8 protein-coding genes and 3 pseudogenes are annotated in these 12,332 nt (G+C 69.9%); 5 read left to right on the forward strand and 6 right to left on the reverse strand.

Features of this window, described 5'->3' with window-relative positions; all coding sequences use genetic code 11:
- Nucleotides 1-27: 27 nt before the first annotated feature.
- The 4 genes and pseudogenes from MXD61_RS26670 to MXD61_RS26680 all read right to left on the reverse strand — a co-directional run.
- Nucleotides 28-204, reverse strand: a pseudogene (locus MXD61_RS26670) (adenylyl-sulfate kinase); the annotation flags it as partial.
- A 246-nt stretch (nt 205-450) separates the two neighbouring features.
- Nucleotides 451-1,215: an SDR family NAD(P)-dependent oxidoreductase gene (locus MXD61_RS26675; RefSeq protein ID WP_248816170.1), complete on the reverse strand. Its 765-nt coding sequence runs from the start codon at nt 1,213-1,215 to the stop codon at nt 451-453.
- A 208-nt stretch (nt 1,216-1,423) separates the two neighbouring features.
- Nucleotides 1,424-1,555 (reverse strand): hypothetical protein, encoded by a 132-nt coding sequence (locus MXD61_RS28245; RefSeq protein ID WP_285223394.1) that lies wholly within the window; start codon nt 1,553-1,555, stop codon nt 1,424-1,426.
- Nucleotides 1,556-1,576: 21 nt separating this feature from the next.
- Nucleotides 1,577-1,920 (reverse strand): annotated as a pseudogene (locus MXD61_RS26680) (aldo/keto reductase); the annotation flags it as partial.
- 146 nt (nt 1,921-2,066) lie between these two features.
- Here MXD61_RS26680 and MXD61_RS26685 point away from each other — a divergent pair.
- The 5 genes from MXD61_RS26685 to MXD61_RS26705 all read left to right on the forward strand — a co-directional run bounded on the left by MXD61_RS26685 (nt 2,067) and on the right by MXD61_RS26705 (nt 8,338).
- Nucleotides 2,067-2,480, forward strand: coding sequence for a PPOX class F420-dependent oxidoreductase (locus tag MXD61_RS26685; protein WP_248816172.1), 414 nt, complete (start codon nt 2,067-2,069; stop codon nt 2,478-2,480).
- A 260-nt stretch (nt 2,481-2,740) separates the two neighbouring features.
- Nucleotides 2,741-3,613 (forward strand): class II glutamine amidotransferase, encoded by an 873-nt coding sequence (locus tag MXD61_RS26690; protein ID WP_248816173.1) that lies wholly within the window; start codon nt 2,741-2,743, stop codon nt 3,611-3,613.
- 314 nt (nt 3,614-3,927) lie between these two features.
- Entirely contained in the window at nt 3,928-6,729 is a 2,802-nt protein-coding gene (nirB, locus tag MXD61_RS26695) for a nitrite reductase large subunit NirB (RefSeq protein WP_308222858.1), read from the forward strand.
- Nucleotides 6,730-6,824: 95 nt separating this feature from the next.
- A complete protein-coding gene (gene nirD, locus MXD61_RS26700; protein WP_248816174.1) occupies nt 6,825-7,151 on the forward strand; it encodes a nitrite reductase small subunit NirD in 327 nt (108 codons plus the stop codon).
- Nucleotides 7,152-7,186: 35 nt separating this feature from the next.
- On the forward strand, nt 7,187-8,338 hold the full coding sequence (locus MXD61_RS26705) for a uroporphyrinogen-III synthase (protein ID WP_248816199.1): 1,152 nt from the start codon (nt 7,187-7,189) through the stop codon (nt 8,336-8,338).
- Between the two features lie 89 nt (nt 8,339-8,427).
- Here the strand turns inward: MXD61_RS26705 and MXD61_RS26710 are convergent, their stop codons facing one another.
- Complete coding sequence (locus MXD61_RS26710; protein ID WP_308222859.1) at nt 8,428-10,053, reverse strand: DUF222 domain-containing protein; 1,626 nt, start codon at nt 10,051-10,053, stop codon at nt 8,428-8,430.
- Nucleotides 10,054-10,714: 661 nt separating this feature from the next.
- Nucleotides 10,715-12,064: pseudogene (locus MXD61_RS26715) on the reverse strand (MFS transporter); the annotation flags it as partial.
- Between the last annotated feature and the right edge of the window lie 268 nt (nt 12,065-12,332).

The raw sequence follows: 12,332 nt of genomic DNA on the forward strand, positions 1-12,332 counted from the left end.
GCGATGCGAACGCTGTCGGAAGTTGTGTCAGGCAGCGATACCGGCGGCACGCGGCTGCTCGACAATGCCGTCCGCAGCGGCCTGGGAAGTGAGTGCGGTGGTGTCGAGGCGCACCTCGACGCGCTCGGCCGGCTCGTAAGCGCCATCGACACCGGTGACACTGGCCAACTTGTCGCACCGTGCCTTCGCGTAGAGGCCTTTGGCGCCGCGTTCCTCGCCACCGGCCGCGCGGCGAGATCATCGATTCCCTCGACCGTCTCCAGGTCGCTGATCAGGGTGGACCTTCATACCAGGGGTGTGCAGACCGGATTCACGACGTCCTCGAGCTGAAGCCCGACGACCACAGCCGCGCTGTGAGGGGCGGCTGTGCCGCGCAACCGCCCCTCGTTCCCCCGCGGCCTCGTTCCCCCGCGAGCTCGACCGGTTCGATGCGGCACCGAAGGCGTTGGGTCAGGTCTCGTTCGCGCCTTCCTGGGATGGTCGCCACGGGCCCGCGAGGTGGCCACCGTCGACGACCATCTGGGCCCCGGTGATGTAGCTCGCCTCGTCTCCGGCCAGGAACAGCACCAGCGCGGCGACCTCCTCCGGCCGGCCCAGCCTGGGGATGGGTTGCCATTCCACCAGCCGCTGGACGTAGGCCCGGAATACCGCCGGAATGTGCGGTGTGTCAATGACCCCGGGGTACACCGCGTTGACCCGAATGCCCGCCGGCCCGAGTTCCCGGGCCGCGGAGCGGGTGAGCCCGGTGAGCGCGGCCTTGGTCGCCGCGTAGCTGGACAGCCCGGCGATACCGACCAACCCGTCGATCGAGGAGATGTTCACAATGGCACTGGCGCCCTGCCGGCGCATCGCGGCGGCGACCGCTCGGGTGCCGTAGAAGGCGCCGTTGATGTTCACGTCGACCATCTGGCGGTGCTGTTCGAGCGGCAGGTGCTCAAGCGTGCCGACCGCGGCGACGCCGGCATTGTTCACCAGGACGTCCAGGCGCCCCAGCGGGCCAACACGCTCGCGACGACCGGGCTCCCAGGCGGCCGCGTCGGTGACGTCCAGGTGGGCGAAGACAGCCGCCTCCCCGAGTTCGGCGACCAGCGCGGGACCGCCCGTGGAGTCGATATCGGCGACCACCACGCGGGCGCCCTCCGCCACGAACAGCTGCGCCTGCGCCTTGCCCAGGCCACTCGCGGCACCCGTGATGAGCGGGACCTTCCGTGCCAACCTGTCCGCCGTTGCGGTCCCTTCCTGCCGATTACGCCGGACGTTCCTCGAGCGCGACGACCGCGAACGGGCGCCGGGTCTCGGACAGCCCGACGACCGTCGATCTGCACTTCCGGCGGGTGGCCGGGCCGAGGACGACGCTGTAGCCGAGTTCCCGAACGGCGGCCGCGGCCTGTTGATATATCGGCGACCATGGTGGCCGCCGGGGTCAGCTCCTGGGCTTCGTCCACGACGAGGATCGCTCGGCGAGAGCGCCGAGAGCTCGGTCGAGGGCGCCGGGGTAGATCGGTTCGGGCTGGGTGACGGCGTCCAGGCTGCGCAGCTCCTCCTCGGTCAGCACGAGGCTCGCGGCACCGAGGTTGTCCTCCAGCTGCTCGATCCGGCTCGGCCCGACGATGACGGACGTGACCCCGGCTGGGCCAGCAGCCAGGCCAGCGCGACCTGGGCCATCGAGACGCCGTGTGCCCGGGCGACCAGGTCCAGGGCGGCGCGGGCCGCGCGCAGGGTGGGACCGGGCAACGGCGACATCGTGCCCATCCGGCGGCGCCCCGGGGCGCTCGGGGTGTCCCGCCATCCGGTCAGCTGACCCGCGGCCAGCGGGCTGCAACACAGGACGCCGACGTTGTCGGCCTGGCGGTACGGCAGGAGTTCGTGCTCCAGATCGCGGTGGACCAGCGAGTAGCTGCACTGCGTCGAACTGGTCAACGGCGCGTCGCGGGCCCGCTGCCGGGCCTTGACCTCACCTCGACATCAGCTTCTACGGTGACCTCGAAAGCACCCACGCCACGGCATCCCCGCCCCATACGCGCCACAGGCCACAGGCCACCCTGCCGCACCCCGAAAGGCACACCATGGTCTTCACTCCGGACGAGCTCGAGTACCTGCGGTCCCAGCGTCTCGGTCGACTCGCGACCCTCGCGCCCGAGGGCACCCTGCAGAACAGCCCGGTCAGCCATACCGTCGACGAGGCCACCGGTGTGATCAGTATCTACGGCTACCACCTCGGCGACACCCGCAAGTTCCGCAACGTCGCCGCGAACGGGCAGGTCGCCTACGTGGTGGACGACATCGCGTCGCTGGATCCCTGGTCGGTGCGCGGCGTGGAGATCCGCGGCACCGCGCAGGCCCTGCGCGACATCACCGCGCCTGCCCCGCATCTGAGTCCCGAGGTGATCCGCATCCATCCGCACCGGATCATCAGCTGGAACCTCGGCGCCGACGGCGCTCACAGCTCCCGCCGCACAGTAACTCCCGCCGCCCAGTAACTCCGACGACACAGGGCTCCCACGACACAGGGCTCCCACCACCCAGTGGCTCCCACCGCGCCGGGCCCGGCCGAGTCCTGATCCGGCCACGCGAGCCCGCCACCACGCCCCTCGCGGACACTTATAGTCGTGCCCCAGACACGATAAGTTGACATCCCGACTGCGACCGCACACGTCCTTCTCCCGGACCATCGAGAGACGCAGACGCAGGACGGACGGGACGCGGGACGCGGCAGGGTGCCAGAACAGGGAGCGACGGAATGTGCAGGCTCTTCGGACTGATCAGCGCCCCGCGGGCCACCCGGGCCACGTTCTGGCTGTTGGACGCGCCGGACAGCCTCGACGAGCAGAGCCGCCAGAACCCGGACGGGACGGGCCTGGGCTACTTCGACTCCCGTGGACAGCCCGAGGTGTTCCGCCAGCCGATCGCGGCCTGGCAGGATCGGCAGTTCGCCGCGCAGGCCCGCCACGCCCGGTCGACCGCCTTCGTCGCACATGTGCGGCATGCCTCCACCGGTGAGATAGCGGTACCCAACACCCATCCGTTCGAGCGTTCGGGCCGGCTTTTCGCGCACAACGGGGTGATCGAGGGCCTGGACGTCCTGGAACGCCATCTCGGCGCGGCCGGGATGGCCGACATCGGCGGAGCCACCGACTCCGAGCGACTGTTCGCCCTGGTCGACCGGGAGATCGACAACGCCGGTGGGGACGTCACCCGTGGCATCACCACCGCGGTCCGCTGGGTGGCCGGCGCACTGCCGCTCTACAGCATCAACCTGCTGTTGGCCACCGCCACCGACCTGTGGGCCCTGCGCTACCCCGACACCAACCGGCTCTACCTGCTACGCCGTCCCGCCGGTGGTCAGCACGGCGATCGGGCCCTGCACCACGCCGACGCGACCGGCGCGACCCGGGTGCACGCCCCGGATCTGACGGTGGCCCCGGCCGTCGTCGTCGCGAGCGAGCCGATGGACGAGCACCCTGGCTGGCGGGCGCTGGCCAGCGGCGAACTCCTGCACGTCGGCGCGCACGGCGAGGTGACGTCCACGATCGTCCTGCCCGACCCGCCGGCCCACCCGCTGGCCCTGACCGACCTGCGCCCCGCGGCCGCCGCCTCCCAGCACACGCTCTGACCAGCACACGCCCTGACCAGCACACGCCCTGACCGGCACACGCCCTGACCGGCACCGACCGCGTCCGAACCGTGGCTGGTTCGAAGCGAGGCGCCGAGCCGATGCGCGACTGGTCCAGTCCATGGCCGCCACCGCGACGCGACGCCGCATAACGGTAACCTCATCGGCGCATTCTTGCCCATCACGCCACCAGTAATGACATGCACCTGGAAAGGCGTGTGCGCATCCGGTGGAACGTCGCTCCCGGCCATCCGCACAAGGCGCCTCCGGGCGCGGTGAGAAGGATTTATCACCGCAGTAACGCGGATGCAGGGGTGAGTCAACAGAAGACCGACACCATCGTCTGCGTGGTCGACAAAAAGCGGCTGGTCGTCGTGGGTAACGGAATGGTCGGGCAGCGTTTCGTCGAACAGCTGCGCGCACTCGACACCGCCCGGCTCTGGCAGATGACGGTGTTCGGCGCCGAGCACCAACGCGCCTATGACCGGGTGGCGCTGTCGTCCTGCTTCGACGGTGTCGACCCGCGGGACCTCGATCTGGTGGCCGACGACTGCTACGACGGCCAGGACTACGTCCTGCATCTGGCCGAATCCGTGGTCGCCCTCGATCGCGGCGCGCGGACCGTGACGACCAGTCGCGGCCGGACGGTCGGTTACGACGCTCTCGTCCTGGCCACCGGCTCGTCCGCGTTCGTCCCACCGGTGCCCGGCGCCGCCCTGCCGGGCTGTTTCGTCTACCGCACCCTGGACGACCTGGCCGCCATCCGCGCCGCCGCCGAACGCGCCACCGGCCACGCCCCCGCGCGCGGCGGCCCATCACGCGGGCTCGTCGTCGGCGGTGGACTGCTCGGTCTGGAAGCCGCCCGCGCGCTGCGTCAGCTGGGCCTCGCCGTCCATGTCGTCGAGATGGCGGACCGGCTCATGCCCCTGCAGGTGGACGTCGGCGGCGGCGCTCTGCTGCGCCGACTCGTCGAGCACCTTGGCGTCACCGTTCACCTGGGTACCTTCGCCGCCGCGATCACGGTCCCACCAGCAGCCGCCGAACCGATCGCAGGCACCGAGCCGCCCATCGGCGGTGCGGCGGCCGTCGCCACCGCGGGAGCCGGGGGTGACGGACCGGCGGGGGGCGCATCCGGCCCACTGACGGTGTCGCTGGGTGACGGGACGACGTTGGCGGCGGATGTCGTCGTCTTCGCGGCGGGCGTGCGGCCGCAGGACGCGCTGGCGCGGGACGCGGGGCTGGCCGTGGGCGGGCGGGGCGGGATCGTCGTCGACGGGGGCTGCGCGACCGCGGATCCGGCCGTGTTCGCGATCGGCGAGTGCGCGTGCATCGACGGACGGGTGCACGGGCTGGTCGCGCCGGGATACGCGATGGCGACGCTGCTGGCCGAGCGCCTGCTCGGCGCCGAGGGCCGTGAACTGGGCGCCACGGACACCTCCACCAAGCTCAAGCTGCTCGGCGTCGACGTGGCGAGTTTCGGAGATGCCCTGGCCGGCACCGCCGGAGCGCTCGAGGTGACCGTCAATGACCCGGTCGCCGGCAGCTACGCCAAACTCGTCGTCTCCGACGACGCCTCCACTCTGCTCGGCGGGGTCCTCGTCGGCGACGCGTCCCGTTACGCCCTGCTGCGCCCGCTGGTGGGACGTCCCCTTCCGGGCGACCCGCTTGCCATGATCGCCCCGACCGGTCCCGACTCCGCCACCGGCGCCGGTGTCGGGGCGGTCGGGGTCGCGGCGCTGCCCGTCGACGCGATGGTCTGCTCGTGTCACGCGGTGACCCGGGGCGCGATCGACACGGCCATCGGCGAGTCCGGACTGACCACCGTCGCCCAGGTGAAGGACTGCACCCGGGCCGGCACCGGCTGCGGCTCGTGCGTGCCGATGCTGTCGGCGCTGCTGGCCGAGTCCGGTGTGACGGTGAACCCCGCGCTCTGCGAGCATTTCGATGTCTCCCGGGTGCGACTCGCCGAACTGGTACGTACCCAGGGCATCACCACGTTCAGCGAGCTGGTCTCCCGGTACGGCCGCGGCCGCGGCTGTGACATCTGCAGGCCAGCCGTCGCCTCCATTCTCGCCAGCCACGGCAACGGCCATATTCTGGACGGCGAACAGGCCGCCCTCCAGGACACCAATGACGCCTTCCTGGCGAACATCCAACGCAATGGCACCTATTCGGTGGTGCCGCGTATTCCCGGCGGGGAGATCACTCCGGCGAAACTCATCGCCATCGGCGAGGTCGCCCGCGACTTCGACCTCTACACCAAGATCACCGGCGGGCAGCGCATCGATCTGCTCGGCGCCCGGGTCGAGCAGCTTCCGGCGATCTGGCAACGTCTGGTCGCCGCCGGCTTCGAGTCCGGTCACGCCTACGGCAAGGCGCTGCGCACCGTGAAGTCGTGCGTCGGTTCCACCTGGTGCCGCTTCGGCGTCGGCGACTCGGTGGCTCTGGCCATCCAGCTGGAACTGCGCTACCGCGGCCTGCGTTCCCCGCACAAGGTCAAGGCCGGCGTGTCCGGCTGCGCCCGCGAATGCGCCGAGGCTCGCGGCAAGGACATCGGAGTCATCGCCACCGAGCGCGGTTGGAACCTCTACGTCGGCGGCAACGGCGGCTTTCGCCCACGCCACGCCGACCTGCTGCTGACCGATGTCGACGCCGACACCCTGGTCCGCACCATCGATCGCTTCCTGATGTTCTACATCCGCACCGCCGATCGCCTGCAACGCACCTCCGGGTGGCTCGAATCGCTTGCCACCGCCACCACCCGACCCTCCCCCGGACCTGACCGCACCGGTACCAACGGGCTGGACGGGCTGGACGGGCTGGCCTACCTGCGGGCGGTCCTGGTCGAGGACGCACTGGGTATCGCCGCCGAACTGGATGCAGCGATGGAGCGTCACGCCGCCACCTACCGCGACGAGTGGGCCGGCGTTCTTGCCGACCCGGAACGCCTGCGCCGCTTCGCGTCGTTCGTCAACGCGCCCGACACACCCGACCCGGGCATCACCTTCGTGACCGAACGCGACCAGCCCCGTCCTGTCCTGCTCCCCCTGCCGACCACCGTGCCGGCACCGCGGGCCGATGACCGGCCTGGCGCCTCCGCCGTCACACCGCGGTGACCGACACACCCGAGAATCAGATGACCGGCACGTCCACGAGGCAGCGGGCCGTGGCGGCCAGCGGGACCGCCGCGAGGAGGAGAGACAGCGAGATCATGTCCAGTTGGACTGCGGTGTGCCGGTTCGCCGACCTGACGCCCGAGCGTGGGGTGGCCGCACTGATCGGGCAGACCCAGGTGGCGCTGTTCCGTACGCACGATGATGCTCTCTTCGCACTGGGGAACCAGGACCCGTTCAGCGGAGCCTGGGTACTGTCACGGGGCATCGTCGGTACCCGGGGCTCCCGGCCGACGGTGGCGTCACCGATGCACAAGCAGGTCTTCGATCTGCGCACCGGCGAGTGCCTGGACGACCACGGCGTCGCCGTGCCCGTCTACGACGTCCGTGTCCGCGAAGGAACTGTCGAGGTGAACTGCACGTGAGTGGTGCCAGCACGCCTGCCGGGGCGGGCCCGGGGATGATCTCCGGGCCCGGCGGCGTCGAGCCGCTCACTGGCTACACCGTCGGGATCACCGCGGCACGGCGACGGGAGGAGTTCGGCGCCGCGCTGGAACGGCGGGGCGCGAGCGTCCGCTACGGACCGGCGATCCGCATCGTGCCGCTGGCGGACGACACGCGGTTGCGTGAGGCCACCGACGCCTGCCTGACCGCGCCCCTTGACCTGGCGATCGCCACGACCGGCATCGGCTTCCGGGGTTGGATGGACGCCGCCGAGACCTGGGGCCTGGCCGAGCCCCTGACCAAGGCGCTGGACTCGGCCGTCCTGCTCGCCCGTGGCCCGAAGGCTCGTGGTGCGCTGCGCGCCAGCGGGCTGCGCGAGGCCTGGTCGCCGACATCCGAATCGTCCAACGAGGTACTCGAGCACCTGATCGAGCAGCACGACCTCGACGGTCGGCGCATCGCCGTCCAGCTGCACGGCGAACCGCTGCCTGATCTGGTCGAGACCCTGCGGGCAGCCGGAGCCGACGTCATCGAGGTGCCCGTCTACCGCTGGATCGGACCCGCCGACCCGGCCCCGCTGCGCCGGGTGATCGACGCGGTGGCCACCAACGAACTCGACGCGGTCGCGTTCACCAGCGCTCCCGCGGTGATCAGCTTCCTGCGCGCCTCCCAGGAACTGGGCCTGCGCGAAGCGGTGCTGGAAGCGCTGCGCGGCCCCGTCGTCGCCGCCGGGGTGGGCCCGGTGACCTCCGGCCCGCTGCTCGCCCTCGATATTCCGGTCGTCCAGCCGGCCCGCGCCCGTCTTGGGGCGCTCGTACGCGAGATCGTCGAACAGGTGCCACGCCGCCGTGGCCTGCTGCTGCCCGTCGCCGAGGGCTGGCTCGACATCCGCGGCCAGGCCGCCGTGGCCGACGGCCGGATCGTGCCGCTGAGCCGTACCGCGATGGCTCTGCTGCGCCGCCTCGCCGCCCGGCCGGGGCACGTGGTGACCCGTCGCGACCTGCTGCCCCCGGGCGGCGGCGACGAGCATGCCGTCGAGGTCGCCATCGGACGGCTGCGGGCGGCCCTCGGCGACCCGCGCATCATCCAGACCGTGGCCAAACGCGGCTACCGCCTCGCCTTCGATCCCGAACGCGCCGCCGTCGACACCGCCGACTGGCGTTACTAGCGATACCGCCCCGCGGTGCGCACCCGACGGAGCATCTCCACCTGACCAGGACATGACATCACCAACCTGATCATCTCGAGAACCTGCCATCACAGTCTCCACCCGCCCAGGAGATCGGGCCGGTGGAGATTTCGACGCCGACGGCGAGACGGATCGATATCTGCCGGCGGCACAAACGACGGCCTTCGATCACCCTCGACAACAACATGCCATTTTTCCCGATGCACTCGATGATGATGAAAGGAGCACAGCAGTACCAGGTTGTCGACCTTCGTCGCACCGTTGTCGAGCCAGTGGACGATGTGATGAGCCTCGGTCCACGAAGGCGGCCTATCACAACTCGGGAATGCACACCCGCCGTCTCGGGAGACAAGAGCTCGACGCATGTGCGGGGGAACCGTCCGCACGCTCCTCCCTGCATCCAGCGGCACGCCGTTCGGGTCGAGAATGATACGACCGACCGCCGCGTCGCAGGAGATCCGGCGGATCACCTCGAGGGGCAGCGGCATTCCCCAGCTCGTCGTCGCCGAACCCAGACCACCCGAGATCAGGGTCGACCAGGCGATCGTGACCGTGAGATGGGGCCGCGTACCTCCTGACTTCGGCACCCGATTCCCGGAAAGAGCACGGCTGACCAGCTCCACCAGCGCATCGGCACGACGGCGGGCGGGAGTACGCAGATCACGTGCGCCATCCTCGCCCGGGCGGGGAGCGGACAGACCATCGAGCGCCGTCCGCAGCAGCGCCGCGCCTTCGGCGTCCAGCTCGCCGCGCACCAGCGTGGTGCCCTGCGGCGTGTCGAAGAACGTCAGCTGACGTACCGCCTGCGGATCCGGCCGCGGGGCACTGCCGCCGCTCTGGCCCGGACCGCTGCCCGGGCCTGGACCGCTGCCCTCTGACTCCGGCGAACAGCCGTCACCCACCGGCGGAGCGTCGCCCGCGCCGCCCGCGTCGACTGGGCCGTCCTCCCCACCCCCGCACGTCGCATCGGGCTTGTCACCGCTGCCAGTCACGCCCCTGCCGGCCGCGCCGGTGTCGTGGGGATTCTCCTCGTCCGCTGGGCGGTCGGCGGCGAGCAGCTTCTCGGTCAGCTGAGCCGCCGACCTGGTCAGCTGATGACGATCCATCCGGATCGCGTCGGCGAGCAGCGTGACCTGCATCGCATGTCGCTGCTCGTCACTGGCCTGCCCGGGGAATCCCTGCACCGCCCGCAGAATCACGTCGGCCTGCTCAGGGCTGATTCTTCCTTGGGCCAGCGCCACCCCGGTGGCCTGGCATGGCCCGCCAACCACGGCCTGAGCGACGGCGATCAGACGCCTCGTGTCCCCCGGAGCGACCTGCATCTGCTCACGCATCCACCCGACCAGATCAGGGGCGCCCCGCTGAGCGGAGAACCCGAGCTCACCGGCCCTGAGAATCGCCCGACTACGGACCACACTCAGCTGGGAAAGCAGCTCGTACATACCCAGAAGAACGTTCTCGACATCGTCGCGTGACCAGCACGAGGGTTCAGCGGACAACAGCGCGCGCATACCTCCGGCGATATCCGCCAGCTGGCCTGCGGTACGAGAAGCGGCGTTTTCCTCTCCCGCGACGACAACCACGGGGATGTTCGGCAGGACGTTGACAGGATCCCTGCTGCCCAGATTCCCAGCAGCACTATCGGACCCGCCCGGCGGCTCAGGGCCGGCCAGCTCCTCCGACTGAAATGGCATGCCAGAACCATAACCTGCCCAGCGACAGAAAATCGAACCTCAGTTCGAACTATTTCCAGTGTAGTCCAGTGGACCCAGCACCCCCCGCCGGGGCCAGGTAACTCGATGCCACGCATACCGCATCCCCCGCCCGGGCCAGTCAGGGTCGCGAGGCCAAGGATGCCTCCCCTGATCTGACCAGCCGGATGACCACCCTCCGCACCATGATCAGATCCTGCTCGTTCCAGATATCGGCACGGCACCAGTCGGAGGCACACCTGACAGCACCCGACCCGCCAGAGGGCGTCGCCGCCGTGACCGCAGCCCGACCGCAGCCCGACCGCGACCCGACCGGGGTTCCCGGCAAGGTCGACGACAGGACCCGGCAGGAGAACGAGGCGAACTCCACCGCGGCCTTACCGCCACCAGAAAGGCCACACAGCGGCACCCCTGGTAGAAACCAGAAGAAGCATCGACCAGCACCGGAATCCGACTACCCCCGCGCACCGGCCCCGGCGTCACGACCCCCCAGCGGTACCGAGATCCGCTCGTGCTCTCCCGCCAGCGCGGCGGCCTGACCGGAATCCACGGATGCCTCCCGCGCGGCCGTCTCACCCTCAGAAGAATCGTGTGCGGGAATATCTTCGGAGGCCGATCGCGGGGCTGGGATGAATTCCGGACCGCCGCCGCGCAGATAGCACAACCAGGTGACGAGGGCCATGACGAAGAAAAGGCAGACATACACCCACAGCGCAGGAGCAATAGTGTGGTAGTCCTTGTTCGACTCGGCATAGATGATCGGGACCAGGAATCCACCGAATGCGCCGACCGCCGAACAGATGCCGAGCGCGCCGGCGGCCTCCTTGCGAGAGCGGCGCATGGTCTCGGCGGAGCCGCCGGCGGCGAGGCCGCGACGCGCGAAGATGGCGGGAATCATCCGGTAGGTCGAACCGTTTCCGATGCCGCTGGCCAGGAACAGGAGCATGAAGGAGGCGAAGAACAGCCCGAAACTGGGCCGCTCGAGGATTTTCCCCTTCGCTCCGATGGAGGCGATCGCGCCCAGGCCGCCGATCGTCATGGCACCGAACGCGGCCACGGTGACCTTGGCACCGCCGAAACGGTCCCCGAGGCGCCCACCCAGCGGGCGGGCCAGCGAGCCGACGAGTGCGCCCAGGAACCCGTAGCTGAGGGCGACGTCCGCCCGGTCGAAGAGCCCGGGGTTCTTCAGCAGGGCGGGAAAGGCGGTGGAGTACCCGATGAAGGAGCCGAAGGTACCGATGTAGAGGAACGACATGATCCAGGTGTGGCCACGTTTCGCCGCGGACGCGGTGGCACCGTAGTCGGCCCGGGCCTCACGCAGGTTGTCCATGAACAGCAGTGCTCCGACGGCCGCGGCGATGGCCAGCGGAATGTAGATCAGGCCGAGCCGGGCGAGCGCCGTGCCGGTGCCGGCGGCGATGACGGTGGCACCGAGCTTCTGGATGACGGCGACACCGAGGTTGCCGCCGGCGGCGTTCAGGCCGAGCGCCCAGCCCTTCTCCCGTTCCGGATAGAAGAACGAGATGTTCGTCATCGACGACGCGAAGTTCCCGCCGCCGACGCCGGCCACCGCGGCGATCACCAGCAGTGTGCCGAACGAGAGCTCCGGATGCCGTACCGCCCACATCATCAGCCCGCATGGCACGACCAGCAGCAGCGCCGAGAACACCGTCCAGTTTCGTCCACCGAAGACGGGAACGGCGAAGGTGTAGGGCAGTCGAAGAAAAGCTCCCACGCCGGAGGGAACGGCCACCAGCCACAGCTGCTGGTCTGTGTTGAGGGAGAATCCGGCGGGGCCGGGGCCGCCCCCGGAACTCGCCCCGAGCTTGACGACCAGGATGCTCCACATCACCCAGACCGAGAAACCGAAATGTTCCGCGACCACGGACCAGAACAGATTACGGCGCGCGGTGCGGCGTCCACCGTCCGCCCAGAACTGGGGGTCCTCCGGACGCCAGTCGTCGATCCACCGGCTGTGACGAGCTGATGTCATGGTTTACGGGCTCCTCGGGAGCGGGTGAACGGGATCACCGGACGGGGTGACGCGCCGCCGACGGTAGGAACCTCGTGTTTCCGGCTCTCCAGACCGGGATTACACCCACGGAAAACACTTCTCTCGACACCGCTCCGGGCGCTGTGAGCGGGTAACAGTGCGCCTTCACGGGCCGACCTGGAACACCGTGCGGATGACGTCATCTGGTTGTTTCGTCCGGTGTCACCATGGTGAAACGGCTTCGTTCTACGGTCCACGTACGGAGCGC

The organism is Frankia sp. AgPm24, from assembly GCF_023243055.1.
Classification (GTDB): Bacteria; Actinomycetota; Actinomycetes; order Frankiales; family Frankiaceae; genus Frankia; species Frankia umida.

What these genes read in the sequence shown, in the direction of transcription:
- MXD61_RS26685 (WP_248816172.1), top strand. Translation starts at nt 2,067, where the DNA reads ATGGTCTTCACTCCGGACGAGCTCGAGTACCTGCGGTCCCAGCGTCTC.
- MXD61_RS26710 (WP_308222859.1), bottom strand. Translation starts at nt 10,053, where the DNA reads ATGCCATTTCAGTCGGAGGAGCTGGCCGGCCCTGAGCCGCCGGGCGGG.
- nirD (WP_248816174.1), top strand. Translation starts at nt 6,825, where the DNA reads ATGTCCAGTTGGACTGCGGTGTGCCGGTTCGCCGACCTGACGCCCGAG.
- MXD61_RS26690 (WP_248816173.1), top strand. Translation starts at nt 2,741, where the DNA reads ATGTGCAGGCTCTTCGGACTGATCAGCGCCCCGCGGGCCACCCGGGCC.
- MXD61_RS26705 (WP_248816199.1), top strand. Translation starts at nt 7,187, where the DNA reads ATGATCTCCGGGCCCGGCGGCGTCGAGCCGCTCACTGGCTACACCGTC.